Annotated in this window: 14 protein-coding genes; 6 read left to right on the forward strand and 8 right to left on the reverse strand. The window is 67.8% G+C overall.

Annotated elements, in window-relative coordinates; translation table 11 throughout:
- The 3 genes from accC to aat all read left to right on the forward strand — a co-directional run.
- The coding region (gene accC / locus E8A12_RS10055; RefSeq protein WP_293368219.1) for an acetyl-CoA carboxylase biotin carboxylase subunit at window positions 1–1218 on the forward strand (1218 nt) is incomplete at its 5' end.
- Between the two features lie 62 nt (window positions 1219–1280).
- Window positions 1281–3191, forward strand: coding sequence for a CocE/NonD family hydrolase (locus E8A12_RS10060; protein ID WP_293368221.1), 1911 nt, complete (start codon window positions 1281–1283; stop codon window positions 3189–3191).
- A 38-nt stretch (window positions 3192–3229) separates the two neighbouring features.
- Window positions 3230–3886, forward strand: a complete 657-nt coding sequence (gene aat / locus E8A12_RS10065; RefSeq protein ID WP_293368223.1) for a leucyl/phenylalanyl-tRNA--protein transferase — start codon at window positions 3230–3232, stop codon at window positions 3884–3886.
- Here the strand turns inward: aat and E8A12_RS10070 are convergent.
- A complete protein-coding gene (locus E8A12_RS10070) occupies window positions 3817–4275 on the reverse strand; it encodes a DUF2155 domain-containing protein (RefSeq protein ID WP_293368225.1) in 459 nt (152 codons plus the stop codon). The genes aat and E8A12_RS10070 overlap by 70 nt on opposite strands.
- Window positions 4276–4436: 161 nt before the next feature.
- Entirely contained in the window at window positions 4437–4838 is a 402-nt protein-coding gene (locus tag E8A12_RS10075; protein ID WP_293368242.1) for an NADH:ubiquinone oxidoreductase subunit NDUFA12, read from the reverse strand.
- Between the two features lie 186 nt (window positions 4839–5024).
- Between E8A12_RS10075 and E8A12_RS10080 the strand changes: the two genes are divergently transcribed.
- Window positions 5025–7481 carry a ribonucleotide reductase gene (locus E8A12_RS10080; RefSeq protein ID WP_293368226.1) on the forward strand — a complete coding sequence of 819 codons (2457 nt, stop codon included), beginning with the start codon at window positions 5025–5027 and terminating at the stop codon, window positions 7479–7481.
- Window positions 7482–7565: 84 nt separating this feature from the next.
- On the forward strand, window positions 7566–8510 hold the full coding sequence (locus E8A12_RS10085) for a pentapeptide repeat-containing protein (protein ID WP_293368228.1): 945 nt from the start codon (window positions 7566–7568) through the stop codon (window positions 8508–8510).
- On the opposite strand, the gene aspS is transcribed toward E8A12_RS10085, so the two are convergent.
- From aspS to E8A12_RS10100, 3 genes are all read right to left on the reverse strand, one after another.
- Entirely contained in the window at window positions 8507–10285 is a 1779-nt protein-coding gene (gene aspS, locus E8A12_RS10090; protein ID WP_293368230.1) for an aspartate--tRNA ligase, read from the reverse strand. The two genes, E8A12_RS10085 and aspS, sit on opposite strands and share 4 nt — an antisense overlap.
- A gap of 61 nt (window positions 10286–10346) precedes the next feature.
- Window positions 10347–10916: a hypothetical protein gene (locus E8A12_RS10095; RefSeq protein ID WP_293368232.1), complete on the reverse strand. Its 570-nt coding sequence runs from the start codon at window positions 10914–10916 to the stop codon at window positions 10347–10349.
- Between the two features lie 6 nt (window positions 10917–10922).
- Window positions 10923–12281 carry a serine hydrolase domain-containing protein gene (locus tag E8A12_RS10100; protein ID WP_293368234.1) on the reverse strand — a complete coding sequence of 453 codons (1359 nt, stop codon included), beginning with the start codon at window positions 12279–12281 and terminating at the stop codon, window positions 10923–10925.
- A 168-nt stretch (window positions 12282–12449) separates the two neighbouring features.
- Here E8A12_RS10100 and E8A12_RS10105 point away from each other — a divergent pair, with 168 nt between their 5' ends.
- Window positions 12450–13586 carry a helix-turn-helix transcriptional regulator gene (locus E8A12_RS10105; protein WP_293368236.1) on the forward strand — a complete coding sequence of 379 codons (1137 nt, stop codon included), beginning with the start codon at window positions 12450–12452 and terminating at the stop codon, window positions 13584–13586.
- A 363-nt stretch (window positions 13587–13949) separates the two neighbouring features.
- On the opposite strand, the gene E8A12_RS10110 is transcribed toward E8A12_RS10105, so the two are convergent.
- The 3 genes from E8A12_RS10110 to E8A12_RS10120 all read right to left on the reverse strand — a co-directional run.
- The gene (locus E8A12_RS10110) at window positions 13950–16316 is read right to left on the reverse strand and encodes a TonB-dependent receptor (protein WP_293368238.1); all 2367 of its coding nucleotides are present in this window, start codon (window positions 16314–16316) and stop codon (window positions 13950–13952) included.
- Between the two features lie 48 nt (window positions 16317–16364).
- Complete coding sequence (locus E8A12_RS10115) at window positions 16365–17375, reverse strand: FecR domain-containing protein (RefSeq protein ID WP_293368240.1); 1011 nt, start codon at window positions 17373–17375, stop codon at window positions 16365–16367.
- 97 nt (window positions 17376–17472) lie between these two features.
- A partial coding sequence (locus E8A12_RS10120; protein WP_293368244.1) for a sigma factor-like helix-turn-helix DNA-binding protein occupies window positions 17473–17644 on the reverse strand: 172 nt, incomplete at its 5' end.

Here is a 17644-nt window from a genome sequence, read left to right on the forward strand (position 1 = left end):
GCCGACGAAAGCGTATGCATCGGGCCGCCGTCTGCGGCGAAGAGCTATCTGAACATCCCCTCGATCATCGCCGCGGCGGAGATTACCGGGGCTCAGGCGATCCATCCCGGCTACGGATTCCTTTCGGAAAACGCCCGCTTCGCCGAGATCGTCGGCGCTCACGGTTTCACCTTCATCGGGCCCAAGCCCGAACACATCAAGATGATGGGCGACAAGATCACCGCCAAGCAGGCGGTGAGGGCCGTCGGCATACCCGTGGTGCCCGGCTCCGACGGCGCGGTGACGACCGAGGAGGAAGCCTTCGCGGCGGCCAAGCAGATCGGCTTCCCGGTGCTGATCAAGGCCGCGGCCGGCGGCGGCGGACGCGGCATGAAGGTCGCCCAGACCCAGGACGATCTCTACGAGGCCGTCTCCACCGCCCGCTCCGAGGCAAAGGCCGCCTTCGGCGACGATGCGGTCTATATGGAGCGCTACCTCCAGACCCCGCGGCACATCGAGCTGCAGGTGATCGCCGACAGCTTCGGCAACGTCTGTCACCTGGGCGAACGCGACTGCTCGCTGCAGCGGCGCCACCAGAAGGTGCTCGAGGAAGCTCCCTCGCCCGCCATCGACGCCGAAGCCCGCGCGAAGATCGGCAAGGTGGTCGTCGACGCCATCAAGGCCATCGGCTACCTCGGCGTCGGAACCATCGAGTTCCTCTACGAGAACGGCGAGTTCTTCTTCATCGAGATGAACACCCGCCTGCAGGTGGAGCATCCGGTGACCGAGGCGATTACCGGCATCGACCTGGTGCGGGAGCAGATCCGCATCGCCGCCGGCCTGCCGCTTTCCTTCGCCCAGAAGGACGTGGTCTTCGAAGGCCACGCCATCGAGTGCCGGATCAACGCTGAGAACCCGAAGACCTTCGCCCCCTCACCGGGCCTGGTGACCGACTATCACGCCCCGGGCGGTCTGGGGGTGCGGATGGATAGCGCGCTCTACGCCGGCTACACGATCCCGCCCTACTACGACTCCCTGATCGGCAAGCTGATCGTCCACGGTCGCGATCGGGCCGAGTGCATCGCACGCCTGAACCGCTGCCTGAACGAGGTGGTGGTGGCCGGAATCGACACCAATATCCCGCTCTTCCAGGAGCTCCTGACCCAGCCGGACATCATCGCCGGGTCCTACAACATCCACTGGCTGGAAAACTGGATGAAGGCCCAGGCCGCCGCCTGACTGGACGGCCTTCCGGCCCGCGCCGCCTTGGCTTACGTTCGCGGAAACTCTGGGGGCGGACGATGAAGACTGTGCTGGCGTGGATCGCGGCCGCGGCCGTTCTGGCGGGCGGCGCCTCGGCGATCGCCCAGCCCAGCGCGCCGGATATCGTCGTGAAGGCGGCCGTACCAGCCCCGCTATTCACCTATCAGGAAGTCATGGTCGCGATGCGCGACGGGGTGCGGTTGCAGACCGTGATCATGACGCCGACCAACGCCAAGGGGCCCCTGCCGATCCTGCTGCGCCGCTCGCCGTACGGCGTGCCGGACAAGGCCTACACGGACGTTCCCGATCCGCTGAAGCAGCTCTACGAGGACGGCTACATCTTCGTGATCCAGAACATCCGCGGGCGCTTCAAGTCCGAGGGGACCTTCAGCCTGTCGCAGGACGTCACTGTCACACCAGGCAAGGGCACCATCGAGACGCGCGACGCCTACGACACCGTCGATTGGCTGGTGAAGAACGTCGCCGGGAACAATGGCCGCGTCGGCATCTATGGCGTCTCCTACGACGGCTACACCGCTGGGGCCACGCTTCTGGGCCCGCACCCGGCGCTGAAGGCGGTCAGCGAACAGGCCTCGCCGGTCGACCAGTGGATGAACGACGACGATCACCGCTATGGCGCTCTGCGCCTCAGCTACGATTTCGAGTACGCGGTCTACGAGGAGGCCGACAAAAACGCCAACACCCACTTCGCCTTCGACAAGTGGGACACCTATGAGTGGTATCTGGCCGCCGGCCCGCTCTCGACGCTCAACGAGAACTACACCCACGGCAAGATCCGCTACTGGAACGAAACGATCGAGCACCCGGACTACGACGACTTCTGGAAGAACCAGGCCTGGGTGCAGGCGCTGCACGCCTCGACGGTGCCGAACCTCAACGTTGCGGGCTTTTGGGACCAGGAAGACCCCTGGGGTCCCTGGCAGATCTATCGCCACGCCTCTCTAAGCGATCCGAAGCACACCAACCTGATGGTCGCCGGACCCTGGTATCACGGCGCGTGGCGTCGCAGCGTCTCGACGTTGGGCGCGACACCGCTTGGGCAGGACACCAGCCTCGCCTTCCGCGAAAACATCGAGGCTCCGTTCTTCGCCTACTGGCTGCACGACAAGGGTATGAAGCCAGCCTGGGCGGCGACCATGTTCCAGACCGGTTCCAACATCTGGAAGACATACGCCGCCTGGCCGCCGGCCGCCGCCAAGCCGACGAGCCTCTATTTCCATGCCGACGGCACGTTGAGCTTCGCCGCGCCTGGGCCGGGCGAGGCGGGGGCGCATCGTGATTACGTCTCCGACCCGGCCAATCCCGTGCCCTATCGCGCCCGGCCGATCTCGCCGACTTATCCCGCCGGTGACTGGCGGACCTGGGAGTCGGCGGACCAACGCTTCGTTGACCACCGCCCCGACGTGCTCACCTACGTCAGCGCGCCGCTCAGCGCCGACCTCACCGTCTCCGGACCGGTGGCCGCCGAGCTCTTCGCCTCGACCTCGGGCAGCGACAGCGACTTCATCGTCAAGTTGATCGACGTCGCGCCCGACGACGCCCAGAAGCCGGCCTGGTCGGCGGACGACGGTCCACTGCCCGGCATGTTCGCCCACAGCGCCAACGGCTATGAGCTGCCGATCGCCATGGAGGTGCGCCGCGGGCGCTATCTGTCGAGCTTCGAGCACCCACACGCGCTGACCCCCAACAAGCCGGTGAAGTGGGACGTGCCGCTGCGCGACCGCGACCACGTCTTCAAGGCCGGCCACCGGATCATGGTGCAGGTGCAATCGACCTGGTTCCCGCTCATCGACCGCAATCCCCAGACCTTCACGCCCAGCATCTACGCCGCCAATGCCGGCGACTTTGTCGCCGCGACCCAGAAGGTCTACGCCGCGCCGGATATGGCCTCGCGGATCGTGCTGCCGGTGGTCGCCGGCGGCGGCTAGCGCCTACCCCCGCCGCCGAAGCCCTGTAGAGTCCGGCCATGGCGCAATTCGACGCCCGCGATCTCCTGGCCTGCTACGCGCGCGGCGTCTTCCCGATGGCCGACGCGCGCGAGGATGAGCGCGTCTTCCTGATCGATCCGGAGCGGCGCGGCGTAATCCCGCTCGACGCCTTCCATGTCGCCCATCGGCTGGCGCGAACGGTGCGCGCCGAGCCCTTCGAAATCCGCATCGACACCGCCTTCCGCCGGGTCGTTCAGGCCTGCGCTGAGGCCGGGCCGGGCCGGCTGGAGACCTGGATCAACCACCCGATCGAGGACCTCTATGTGCGGCTGCACGAGCAAGGCTTCGCCCACTCGGTGGAGTGCTGGCGTGACGGAGAACTGGTGGGCGGGCTCTACGGAGTCTCGCTGCACGGCGCGTTCTTCGGCGAAAGCATGTTCTCGTGCGCCCGGGACGCCTCGAAGGTGGCGCTGACGCACCTGGTCGCCAGGTTGATCGCCGGGGGCTATCGACTGCTCGACACGCAGTTCATGACCGCGCATCTGAGCCAGTTCGGCGCGGTGGAGATCTCACGTCGCGACTATCATCGCCGGTTGGCGGCCGCGATGGCGGTCGAGGGCGAGTTTCAACGGGCCGGCGGCGGCGGCGCGCTGACCGGTACAGCCGCCCTGCAGGTGATCAGCCAGGCGTCGTAGACCGGGTGCTCCAGTGGGTGCAGCCCGGGCGACGATGCGTACATCCAGCCCTTGAAGGCCTGGCGGGGCGCGAGCGGCGGTTTGCCGGGCTCCGGGCGCGGCTGGGAGTCGACGGTGAGGTAGGCGATGGAATCCTCGACGGCTTCCTCCGGCGCGGAGCGCTCGCAGGCCTTCACCGTGAACACCAGGCTCTTGTAGCGGACAGGCCGGCCGACCGCGGCCTCGAAGCGCAGGCTCTCGGCGGTGACCTTGTCCAGCGCCTCGATCACGGCGACGTCGTAGCGGGCGCGGCGCACGGGGACCCCCGCGGGCTTGGCCTCGACGGGCGGTGGTGGCGGCGGCGCGACTTCCTTCTCGGAGATCGGCGGCGCGGCCGCAGGCTCAGACACGGGCGGACCGGCCGGCGGCGGCGCCTCCGGCGCCGCTTTGGGGGCGGTTTCGCTGGGTGCGGGCGGCTGTGCGACGGCGAGACCCGCGACGGCGGCCCCGGCCAGCAGGACCAGGTGGAACAGCGATCTCGGTGTCGGGCGGACGGACAGCGGACCTGACCTTATTTCGGAAGCCACGCCTCGTAGTCGGCGGTGGCCTTCTGCCGCTCGCCTCCGCGCGAGATGGCCCCCTGCGGGCGATAGGCGTGAATCGTGCCGGTAAGGTTCGGCAGATGGTCCTTTTCCCAGGGCTTGATCAGGAACGGCTCCACGGTGGGCGGCTCATCGAAGGTGTAGTGCAGCCAGCCGTGCCATTCGGCGGTGACCTTCGAGGCGTCGGCGTAGCCCTTGTAGAGCACCCAGCGGCGCTTGCGCCCGTCATAGCTGTCGGAGTTGTCCTTGGCTTCGAAGTAGCGGTTACCGCCCTCGTCCTGGCCGACATAGACGCCACGGCGGCCAATGTGGAATCGCGCGCCGATGGTGGCGCCGTTCCACCAGGTGAAGATCGACTTCAGGAAATTCAGCACGGGGCGTTCGTCTCTGGGAGGGGGAGGATTGCGGCCGGACTATAGGCGGGGCGATTTGGAGCGTCCAGCGCCGCACCGGCGACCATTTGTCTGCAAGATGTTGGGGATGAACGCTCTTGCGACCACAACATCTATTGATCGAGCCCTGCGCACCGCCCTAGGCTCGCCCAAGGGAGTCGTCGGATGGCGCGCGAAGCATCGCGGACGAGAATCGAGGCGCGGATCGTGGAACACGGTGGACGCTTCGTGGAAGCCCAGGCTCCGGCCCACTGGACCAATGCGCGGCTGGACGCCTGGATCGACTGGGCGGGCGGCGAGACCGACCTCCCCGCCGCCATCGCAGAGGCCGTCGAACAACTGACCGCCCGTGCCCAGGCCAAGGGGCTGGTGAAGGACGTCCGCGCCCGGACCCGCTTCCGCGACGGCCTGACCGAGGCGCTGCTGGCAGGGACGATCGCCCTCGCCGCGCCCCGCGCCGGTGAGCCAATGCTGGTCGTCGAAGCGGGCTCGCCGCAGATCGCCAAGGCCGTGGCGGCGCATCGCGGCCAGGCGACCGCCCTGGCCGCGGCCGTGGAGCTCAGCCGCCGGCTGCAGGCGGTGATGGATGCCGTCCTGCGCTGCGACGGCGACCGGGAGGCCTGCGCCGATCCGCAAGCCAACCCCAGCCTGGCCCGCGCCGCCGAGGCGGCCCGCGCGGCGGGCGCTTCCGACATCATGATCCTGGACGCGGTGGCCCTGGTTCGAGCCGGTGAAAGCGCCTGGGCGGCGGAAGCGCCGCTCGCCAATGGCGGCCCGCGGCTGGTGGTCGTCGGACCGGCGGACGAGGGTGTCGCGCGCGCGGCCTGGGCCACAGGCGCGGTGATCGTCGCGCAGAGCCACTCCGCCGCCGAAGCCATAGCCGCGGCCGACGCCGGATGGCGCGGCGGCGTCGACCTGATGGGGTTCTGGTCGCCGGACGGTTTCGACATCGACGCCTTCGAGGCCGCTACCGCGCTCCTGGCCGCAGCACTGGCGGCCGCGGGCGACGGCGACGCGGTGATGGGTCTCGCAGGCCTCGGCGAATGGCTGGTGGCCCACGGCCTCGACTACGACAGCAACGCGGCCCGGGAGACCGCGCGCGAGCTGTACCTCGCCGCCGGCGCGGCGATTGAAGGCGCGGGCGCGAACCTCGCCCTGTTCCGCGACCCGGAGCTGGAGTTGCGACTGGGCGGCGGCCGGCTTTCCGGCGAACCCTGGGCCGGACCGGTGTGTTTTGCCGAAAGCGCCGACGGCGAACCGGTGCGCAGCCTCAGCGAGGCGGCTACGCGTGGCCTCGCTCTGGTGGGCGTCGAGGCCGCCGAGGCTCATTCCCTGTTGCTCGGCAGGGCGGACCTAAGCGACGCGCCCGGCGTCAGCCACGCCGCCCTGCTCGCTCGCGGCTTCACCGACCACGAGATCGCCGCGGTCGAGGCCGCCCTGCCCATGGTTGGCCGTCTGGCCGCGGCCTTCACGCCCTCCGTGATCGGCGACGGTTTCCTGCGCGACGTGATGGGAGCCACGTCCGAACAACTGAGCGATCCACAGTTCGACCTTCTCGCCCTCATGGGTTTCACGGTCGCCGACGTGGCCGCCGCGGAAGCCCACGCCCTGGGCGGCGACAGCCTCGCCGACGCGGACTTCCTCACGCCCCTCGCGCGCAACGTGTTTCGCAGCGCCACAGAACTCGGCGAAGCGCCGGTGCGCACCATGGCCCAGGCGCTGGACCTGGCGCTGGCCGTGCCCCGGGTGGCCGAGGCGGAACTGGCCTGGAACGCCTCTCCCGCCGAGTTGCTTGCGGCGCTGCACGAAGCGACCGGGCCGATCCAAGCGCGCCGCGCCGCTGCGCCGGCGGACCTGGCGTTGGTCCTGCCGAACCTCGGCGAACCCCGGGCCGCACGGCCCCCGGATCCGGAGGAACGTATCGTCGAGCGGGTGGTCGAGCGCGACCGCACCCGGCGCAAACTTCCCGACCGCCGCAAGGGCTACATCCAGAAGGCTGCGGTGGGCGGCCACAAGGTCTATCTGCACACCGGCGAATACGACGACGGCGAGCTCGGCGAGATCTTCATCGACATGCACAAGGAAGGCGCCGCCTTCCGCTCGCTGATGAACAACTTCGCCATCGCGATCTCCATCGGCCTGCAGTACGGCGTGCCGCTCGACGAGTTCGTCGACGCCTTCGTCTTCACCCGCTTCGAGCCCGCGGGTCCGGTCACGGGTAACGACACAGTGCGGTCGGCGACCTCGATCCTCGACTACATCTTCCGCGAACTGGGCGTCTCCTACCTGGGCCGCAAGGACCTGGCGACCGGCGATCCCAGCGAGCTCAACGCCGACGGCCTGGGCCGCGGCAAGGGCGAGGCGCTGGAGGCCGACAGCCTAGACACTGAGGGACCGCAACCCGCCTCGCGGTTCATTTCGCGCGGCTTTTCGCGTGGAGCGGCGCCCGACAACCTCGTCTTCCTGCCCAGCGCCCACCGCGCCAGCGGTCCTGCCGCGCTCGACGCCGCCGACGTCTGCCCCGCCTGCGGCGATGTGGCCGTCGTGCGCAAAGGAGCCTCGCTGATCTGCGAGAGTTGTGGCGTGCGCGCGGGCCGATTGGGCGAAGATCTGGGCGCCTGAGCGAATGCCGATTGATAGGCATTCTTGCCTAAGCTCTTAACAATTACCGCGAATTAAGTGGCGTCCGAGGTCTCCGGAAGGCACATGGAACCTGCAAGTTTCAAGGACAGCTTCCGAGTGGCCAAGACGACCTCACCCCTGCTGATCGCGCTGACGGCCCTGAGTCTGGCCGCGCCGATGGCCGCTCAGGCCGGCGGCGGCAGCGACCGGGAGGTGCCGCGTTCGAACACCTTCGGGGGCGATTGCGTGAAGTGCGAGTTGTCGGGGCGCCGCCTGCATGGCGCCCACTTCATGAACGCCAATTTCTCCGGCGCAGCCCTGGTCGGCTCGGACCTCCGCGAGGCCCATTTCATCTCCTCGATCTTTAGCGGCGCGGACCTCACCCGCGCGGATTTGACCGACTCGCAGATCCTCGGCGTCAATTTCTCCAACGCCATCCTGACCCACGCCAAGCTGCGCGACACCCAGGCCAGCGGCAGCATTTTCACCGACGCCAACCTTTCGGGGGCGGATTTTACCGACTCCTCGGCCCAGGGCTCGAACTTCAACCAGGCCCAGATGGTCGGCGCGATCATGCGGAACACCGACCTGACGGGGGCCAATCTGAACAAGGTGGTCGCCCACAACGCAGACTTCCATGACGCCACCCTGCGCGCGGCGACCCTGACCTACGGACGGTTCGAGAAGGCCATCTTCCGCGACGCGGTGCTTGAGTTCGCCGTACTGATGGGCGCCAATTTCGACAACGCCGACTTCAAGGACGCCGACCTGCACCGCACCCAGATCGGCGACGCCGATCTGTCGCACGCCCACAACCTGACCCAGGATCAACTCGACGAGGCCTGCGGCAACAGCCACACGCGCGTGCCAAGCGGGCTGGTGGCCAAGCCATGCAGCGGCTCGGTGCACATTCCGATGCCACACATCCGTGTGGCGATTCCCGCGGCGCCGCCGGCTCCGCCAGCACCTCCGGCGCCGCCTGGACCGTACCGATACCTCGTGGCGGTAACGCCGCGGAGCGCGCCCTAGACCTTCAGCTGGGGTGCGAGCCGGATGCTCAGCTCTTTCAGCTGTTTATCCGAGACTTCTGATGGCGCATTCATCATCAGGTCCTGACCCTGCTGGTTCAGCGGGAAGGCGATGACCTCACGGATGGCGGTTTCGCCGGCCAGCAGCATGACGATGCGGTCGATGCCGGGCGCCAAGCCCCCGTGCGGCGGCGCGCCGTGGCGGAAAGCGTTCAGCATGCCGCCGAACTGCTCCTCGACGACGTTGGGCCCATATCCCGCGATCTCAAAGGCCCGCAGCATGATCTCCGGCAGGTGGTTCCTGACCGCGCCGGAGCACAGCTCATAGCCGTTGCAGACGATGTCGTACTGGTAGGCCAGCACGTCGAGCGGGTCCTTGGTGTTCAGGGCCTCCAGCTCGCCCTGCGGCATCGAGAACGGGTTGTGGCTGAAGTCGACGCGATTGGTCTCCTCGTTCATCTCGAACATCGGGAAGTCGACGATCCAGACGAATTCGAAGCGATCCTCATCGATCAGGTTGAGGTCGGTCCCCACCTTGGTCCGGGCGGTCCCGGCGAACTTGGCGAAGGTCTTGGGATCGCCAGCTGAGAAGAATGCGGCGTCCCCCTGCCCCAATCGGAGCTGGCCCATCACCGCGTCGGTCTTCTCCGGACCCAGGTTCTTCGCGATCGGGCCACCCCAGCCGCCCTGATCCTCGCTCCAGAAGATGTAACCCAGGCCGGCCTGGCCTTCGCCCTGCGCCCAGCTGTTCATCCGGTCGCAGAAGGCGCGCGAGCCGCCCTTCGGCGCCGGGATCCCCCAGACGGCGTTCTTGCCATCCTCGAGGATGCGGGCGAACAGGCCGAAGCCGCCGCCCCGGAAATGGTCCGAGACGTCCTGCATGACGATCGGATTGCGCAGATCCGGCTTGTCGGTCCCGTACTTGGCGATCGACTCGCGGAACGGGATGCGCGGGAACGGGTACGGCGTCACCGGCTTGCCGTCGGCGAACTCCTCGAACACGCCGTGCATCACGGGCTCGATCGCGGCGAACACGTCTTCCTGGGTGACGAAGCTCATCTCGACGTCGAGCTGATAGAACTCAAGGGACCGGTCCGCGCGCAGGTCCTCGTCGCGGAAGCAGGGCGCGATCTGGAAGTAGCGGTCGAAGCCGGAGACCATCAGGAGCTGTTTGAACTGCTGCGGCGCCTGCGGGAGCGCGTAGAACTTGGTCGGATGCAGCCGCGACGGCACCAGGAAGTCGCGCGCGCCCTCCGGCGACGAGGCGGTCAGGATCGGCGTCTGGTATTCCAGGAAGCCCTGGTCGATCATCCGGTTGCGGATCGAATGGATGACCTTCGAGCGCAGCACGATGTTGCGGTGCAAGGTCTCGCGGCGCAGATCGAGGTGGCGGTTCTTCAGCCGGATCTCTTCCGGATAATCGGGCTCGCCGAAGACCGGCAACGGCAGTTCGCTGGCGGCCGACAGCACGTCCACATGGCGCACGCGAATCTCAATCTCGCCGGTAGGCAGGTTCGGGTTCACCGTGTCGGCCGAGCGGGCCACCACCTCACCGTCGACGCGGATCACGCTCTCGGCTCGGATATGCTCGACGAGGTCGAAGCCGGGGGTCTCGGGCGAGAGCACCAGCTGGGTCAGGCCGTAGTGGTCGCGCAAATCCACGAACATCAGCCCGCCGTGATCGCGCTTGCGGTGGATCCAGCCTGAAAGGCGGACCGTCTGGCCGGTGTCGGCGGCGCGAAGCGCGCCGCAGGTGTGGGTGCGGTAGGCGTGCATTTAGCTCTGGAAAACCGGCTGTTTTACGAGGCGCGGAAGGGCGCACGGAGGGGTGCGAAAGTCAAGGCGCGGGGGCGGCCGATGCGAACCTGTAGGCCTCCATCGGATCGTCGATCGCCAGGAAGCTGACATTGTCGGTCACCCCGGGAAGCCAAAGCTGCCAATTGCCCCGTCGGCCGAAGATGGCGCTGAAGCCGCCATCTCCGCCGGCCCTCTGGAATGTCAGCGTTCCGCGCCCTGCCCGGCCGTGCTTCAGGATCACCGAGCCGCCGACAGGCGCAGTGATCAGCTTCTGGGTGAAGGCCGCCCGGATCTCAAGCGCGCGGGTGGTGGTCACGGCATAGACGGTCCGTGACCTGATCCAGGCGTCGGTGACGAACCGGCCGGCGACGAAGAACAGCGCCGCCAAGCCGAAAACGGTGCCGAAGACGAGCGACATCAGTGTCGGCTTGGACAGGAGAAGGCTGCTCAGCGAGTAGAGCGCCATGACGCTCCAGGCCAGGCTGAAGGGCACCAAGAACCAGTCGTTGCCCGTCAGGAGCAGGCCGCCTGCTGGCCGTCCGGTCCAGACGACCCGCTCCCCAGGCGCCAGATAGGGCCGAAACGCCGTTGAGATCTGGGGATCGACCACCGGCCGCTACTTCTCCGGATGCAGCAGCGCCTGATAGGTCAGGGTCCGCGCCTGGGTGCCCAGGTCGTCGCCGCCGGTTCCGCCCATGCGCTGGATCATGCCCACGAACAGCACGTCGTTGGTGGGGTCGATCCAGAACCAGGTGCCGGCCGCGCCGCCCCAGCTCATGGTGTTCTTGCCCTCCAGCGACCCGGCCCGGCGCGGGTCGTTGTCCACCTGGAAGTCGAGACCGAAGCCCACCGCCTCGTTGAAGCGGATGCCGGAGGTGCCGTTGGTGGTCACCAGCACATTGTGCGGGATCACGTTGGTGTCCATCAGCTCGATGGAAGCCGGCGACAGCACGCGCACGCCGTCCAGTTCGCCCTTGTTCAGCATCATCTGGCAGAAGCGGGCGTAGTCCATGGTGGTCGACGTCAGGCCGCCGCCGCCGCTCTCCATGGCCGGCGGCTTGGAATAGTCGGGCATCTTCTGGCCGAACAGGTCAGAGGCTTCGTGGATCTTGGTCTGGCCGCGCTCGGCCACATAGACCGCGGCCAGGCGCGTGGCCTTTTCAGGCCCGGTGTAGAAGGCCGTGTCCTTCATCTTCAGCGGCCCGAAGACGTTCTCCTGCAGGAACTGTCCGAGCGTCTTGCCAGTCAACTTTTCGACGATGTAGCCCTGGATATCGACGGCGCTGGAATAGGACCAGCTGGTCCCCGGCTGGTACATCAGCGGAATCTCGGCGGTCCGCTCGATCATCTGGTGCAGGCCGGTGGAGCCCAGCACCTGTTTCGAGCGATAGAGCTTGTCCACGGGGTGCTCGTCGCCCAGGCCGTAACCGAAGCCTGCGGTATGGCTCATGATCTCCCGCATGGTCGGCGGGCGCTTCATGGGCTCGGTCTTGGTGATGTTCCCGTCCTTGTCGGCCTCGACCATCACCTTGAGGTTCTTGAATTCCGGCACGTAGCGCGTGACCGGATCGTCCAGACGCCACTTGCCCTGTTCGAACAGGATCATCATCGCCACGCCGGTCAGCGGCTTGGACATGGAATAGATGCGGAAGATCTCGTCCTTCGGCATCGCCTCGCCGGTCTCAAGGCTGGTCTTTCCGTAGGTCTTGAACTCCACCACCTTGCCATGGCGGGCGAGCAGCGTGGTCATGCCGGCCACACGGCCGTCGCTCACCACCTTGGCCATGTAATCGTCCATAGATTTCAGTCGCTTGGAGTCAAACCCAACCGCCTCTGGGGCGGTGGTCGCCGACAGGTCGCGGACGGACGAGGCCTTTGCGGCCGGCTTGGCCGCGGGCGCGTCGGCAGCCGCGCAGGCTCCTGAGACCAGCAGAGCCGCGGTCAGGGCCGTGGCGAAATAGGCTTTGCGATGCACGTTTGTGTTCCCCCAGATTGTGCTTCGGAGCTTAGGGAGCGCCCGCGGCCGCGCAAGCCGGCATGCGTTTCGCGGCGGTAACACGGCTCCACGGGCGCGCTTGGCGTATCGCCCCGACAGGCTATCCTGCGGTCAGGCCGCATTCGTCGGCCGCCGGTGGGCGTCCGCATGGCTGGCTTCAACCAAAGTGAGTTCCTCGATCTCGTCTATGGGGCGGCGCTTGAGCCATCGCTCTGGGCTCCCGCCATGGAGCGCTACGCCGACGCCATCGGCGGGGAAAAAGGCTGGCTTTCGCTTCTCGATCTTCGCGGCGGCGGCGCCGGCGGGATCATCGCGCGGATCGACCCTTGCGAACTCGACCGCTATTCAAGCCACTACGCCGATCGCAATCCATTGCACCTGGTCGCGGATCCCGACAGGTGGCTCCGCAGCTGGGCGCCGCGCGTCCTGACCGATGAGGACTGGATGCCGAAGTCGGATCTCGTGGCGAGCGAGTACTACAACGACTTCCTGAAGCCACAGGATATCCACTCCTGCCTCATGGTGCGCTTGGCCGTACGCGGAAGCGAGACAGCCACCATCAACATCACCCGGGGACGGCGGCGCGGACAGTTCGACTTCGCCGACCTGGAACTGGCGCGCAGCCTGCACCCCCATCTGCTTCGCGCCTTCGACCTCGGGCAGAAGCTGGCCACGGATCGGGCGTTGGGTGGCGGCCTCACGGCGGTTTTCGACGCCTCGCCGCATGGGCTCTTCCTGACCGATGGCGAAGGGCGAGTGCAGCGGATGAACGCCGCTGGCGAAGCCATGGCGATGGCGCGCAGCGGCCTGCTGCTGGCCGGCGGGCGGCTGGCGGCGACCGATCCGGCGGCGGCGCGGACACTTCAGGGGCTGGTGGCCAAGGCCGCGGCGCGCGACGCTAGCGCGCGCGCTGGCGGCTCGACCTCGCTTCCGACCGCGAACGGGACGGCTTGCCTGTCGGCGACCGTGGCGCCGGTGCGCGCCGACGGGCTGGGCCTACTGGATGCGCCGCCGGTCGTCATCGTCTGCGTCACCGACCTGGCGGCGGGCGTGCGTCTGCCCGAGCAGAAGCTGCGCGACATCTTCAGCCTGACGACCGCCGAGGCGCGGCTGGCGCTGGCTCTGTTCGAAGGCGAGACCGTGCGCGAGGCCGCCCTGAGCTTGCGCATCAGCCGCTTCACCGCCCAGAACCATCTGGCGCGGGTGTTCGAGAAGACCGGGACCAATCGTCAGGCCGTCCTGATCAAACTGATGATGCAGATCGTCGGCGTGAATCTGGGCTGAGCGTCGGCTTTGGGAAAATGCCCCGGCCGAGGTGTGACGTCTCAGGCCGGGGCGATCTCTCTTGCCAGCGACTGGATGCTGGCGCGCCGATTTCTCGACGCTTGTCTGTCGCGCGCAGAAGGCGGCCACGCACGACCCCTACAGTCTAGCATCGCCAAGCGATCTCGCCAAATTTCTAGAGAAAAGGCCGAGACGGCGCGGCCCCAACGTCTCTCCTCGTCAGGGCCGCGCTCGGCCGGACGCCGCGCGGTTTGGGCTCGGGACGCGCGACGTAGCCTTAGGACCTGCACGCTCCAGGGTGGCGTGAGGGTCGCAGCAGAGACGGCGCCGGCGTGGCCAATCCCTAGGTCAGATGTCAAAAAATCAATGGGCGGCGAAGAGGGTGAAGCCCAAAGTCCTCGGGCGCTGCGGCGTGACCTGCTGGATTTGCGTCGGGTTGAAGGGATTTCCGAAAGCGAAGGTGTCGTTGAAGGCGTTGGTCGGGTTGGTCAAGAACACCTGCAAGCCGACGGCCCTGCGTCGGATCTCCACCAGCAGTTTGGTGCGCACATAGCCGCCCATCTCCGGGAACCGGGTGTCGAAGTTCACCCGCGACTTGCCGACATAGGTGGTTTCGCCCACCAGCCGTAGCCTCCAGTCGCCCTGCAGGGTGCGCTGATAGCTCAGCACCCCGCCCCCGGAGACGGCCGGGGCGTCCGGCAAACCGTCGACAAAGGCCGAGGTGAAGATCGGATTGGCGTTGGTGATCCGCGTGCGGTCGAGGCGCGCATTTAGCTGCGCCGAGAGACCCTGGGACAGCTCCACCTGCGCCTCCGCCTCCAGGCCCAGGATGCCGGCGTCGCCGGCGTTGGTGGTGAAGGGAATCCCGGAAGGGCGGAACTGGTCGGTCTGGATATTCTTCCAGACGTCGTAGAAGACGGCAGAATTGAGCGCCACGCGGTCGTCCCACAGCCGCAGCTTGAGCCCCGCCTCATAGTTGGTCAGCTTGTCCGGCGAATAGATCTCCTGCTGCGGCGGCAAGGGCACGGCCCCGCCAGAGTTGACGCCGCCGGTCCGCATGCCCTGGGACATCACCGCATAGATCAGATCGCCGGCCGACAGCTCGCGCTGGATCGAGACCTTGGGCGCGAAGCCGTTGAAGGTGACGTCCTGAGCGAGGCTCCGCGGGGCGAACCGTTCGGAGACGACATTCGAGGTGGTCTCCGTGTGGATGTTGAAGGCCCGGCCGCCCACCTCGACAAGCCATTTCGGGGCGAACGCCCAGGACGCCTCGCCATAGGCGGCGATCTCGTCGACCTGGTCGTGGCGATCGTCACCGTAGACCGGCACGCCCTGTGGCACGAAGGAGAGCTGGGCCAGGAATTCTGTCGGCGAATGCTCGGCGGTGCTCGAGCCGTAGACGCCCGCCAGCCACTGGAAGGGGCCAGCGCCCCGCGACGTCAGGAAGGCGTCTTCCACGAACATGGTGACCCGCGCCTTCTCTGAATAGGCCGAGGTCTGGGCGTGAGAGGTATAGAGGTCCTGGACGGCGGTGGCGTCGTAGAAGCTGGAGTAGTCGTGACGCACGACGCCGCTCGTCGAGGTGAAGTCGGCCCAGCCCCACGACTTGCGCACGCTGACCGTCGCCAGGCCGATGTCGTTGACGTGCGGCTCAGCGATCCGGTTGTCGCGCGTCAGGCCCAGGCCCGGCGTCGTGTACTGGGTGTCATTGGAGCGCAGGTGCTGGCCGGCGACGGTGAGCTCCACCGACCAGTCGCTCTGCGGCTGCAGCAGGAAGATCGAGCGGGCCCCGAGCCGCTCGGTGCGGTTGGCGTCGGCCTTCTTCAGGATCACGTCGTCCAGGTAGCCGCCGTCCAACTCGTCGTAGCCCGAAATCCGTGCGCCGACGATGTCATGCCAGAGCGGCATGTTGACGTAGCCCTCGATGTCGCCGCTCGGGCTGCCATGCTCGGTGAGGGAACTCGAGGCGCGCAGTTCGTCGGAGAAGCGCTCCAGGTCAGGCTTGTACGAGACGATGCGGTAGAGCCCGCTTAAGAATCCCGCGCCGAACAGGGTGCTCTGCGGGCCGCGAGCGATCTCCACGCGTTCGACGTCCACCAGCCGCAGATCCGGGTCCGGAGCGTTGTAGTTGATCGGCAGGTCGTCGAGATAGGTGGCGACGGTGGATCGAGCCCGGCCGGTATAGGCGCCGTCGGAAAGGCCGCGCAGCAAGAGCTTGTCGCGGCCCGGACCCAGGTTGGTCGACAGGATATCGAGCTGGGCCGCGCCCTCGGCCGCGTCACTGGCGCCGGTAGCCTGCAGGTCGCCGCCGCCGACCGCAGTCATGGAGACGGCCAGCTGGCGCGGGTCGCGGACGCGCTTGGTGGCGGTGACCAGAAGCTCGGAAACCGCGGACGAGGCGGGACTCTGCGCCCCGGAGGTCCGGGCAAGGGCGCGGATCTCCACCGCTCCCGGCGCGATCATCGTCCAGGCGCAGGGCGCGCCGCCCAGCAACTGGTCGAGCGCCTGCTCGACCGTCAGGCTGCCGGCGATCGTCGAGTGCAGAGCCGCGCCGTCGCAGGCCCCGGCGCCGATCAGGGTGACATTGGCCTGCTGGGCCAGGTCAAGCAGGGCCTCGGACAGGCGCTTGGGCTCGATATGGAAACGAATGCGGGGCGACGCCGCGAGCGCGGCGCCCCCAGCGCCAACGCTGACGCCGGCGGCCGCGACGGCGATGGCCAGACAGGCCACAAAGCCCCGACGCCCCACTCTAGACAGCTTCGCCCCCGAATCTGGGCCTTACTTCCGAAGAAGTGTCAGCCCTTTGTCGGAACCTACCGTCCTGATCGGAAGCATCAAGCTCAGCCGCGCCATGACGTCGCGCGGATTGTCGAGAACGATGACCCCGGTGATCGGCAGCTTGCCCAGTTCGGGGTCGGCGATCTGGGTCTGTTCGACGAACTGGCGGTTCAGGTCGGCCACCACCTCGGCCAGCGGGCGCCCGCGGTAAACCAGCCGCCCGGCGCGCCAGCTGAATGTCTCCTGCGGGTCGACGAGGCTCATCTGGGCGAGACCCGAAGGCTCGATCTCCACCCGCTGGCCGGGACCCAGGAAGATCGCGCGGCTCAGGGTCGCGCCGCCCTCCGAGCTGATCTCGACGCGGCCCTTGGCGACTGTGACGGTGACATCGGCGCCGCGCTTGCGTACGTCGAACTGGGTGCCGACGTCGCGCACCACGCGGCCGCCGGCGTGCACCGTAAATGGCCGGCTCTCGTCGTGGACGACGTCGAAGATGGCCTGGCCCTCGCTCAGCGCCACCCGGCGTTCGCCGCGCGAAAAGGCGACGCTGAGCTTGGTCTCGGCGTCGAGGTCGACGATAGAACCGTCGGCCAGCGCGACGTGTTGATGCTGACCCTTGGCGGTGGTGAAGGTCTGCACTGTGGGAGCCGTGAGCACGTTCGGCATGACCGCCAGCGCCAGGCCGGCGGCCAGCGCGGCGCCGCCCGCGCCGACCCACCAGCGGGTCTGCGGCGACCGGCGCCGGACCCGTGGAATGAGCGCCACAACCGGCGCGGGCGGCATCTCGAGATTGGCGTCCGCTAGCTCGGCCAGCACCGCCTCGGCGCGGACGTCGAACTCATGCCAGAGCCCGAGCGCGTGGCGATAGGCCGCACGGTTGGCGGGGTCGGCGGCGAGCCAGGCGTCGAACTCCAGGCCGACGTCGGAGGCCGCCGCCTCGTCACCGAGGCGCGCGATCCAGGCGCCGGCTTCCGCCACCGCTTCGTCCTCTCGCGACACTTGACTACTCATCGGCCTGCCCGCCTGCTCTGCGCCGACCGCGCGGAACAGGGATGGAGACGGCGCCAAACCGTCACATCCCTAGGTTCGCCTATCAATTGAATGCGGCTCACGATCGAAGCCTCTCGGCCAGGCGCCGCATGGCGACGGCGATGTGTTGTTCGACCATCTTCTGCGAGACGCCCATGGCCTCGGCGGTCTGGGCCTGGGAGCGGCCCTCCAGCTTGTGCAGGCGGAAGGCCCGGCCCATCTGCGGCGGCAACTCGGCGACCGCCTGGGCC

It is taken from the genome of Phenylobacterium sp., assembly GCF_004799395.1.
In the GTDB taxonomy this organism is placed as follows: domain Bacteria; phylum Pseudomonadota; class Alphaproteobacteria; order Caulobacterales; family Caulobacteraceae; genus Phenylobacterium.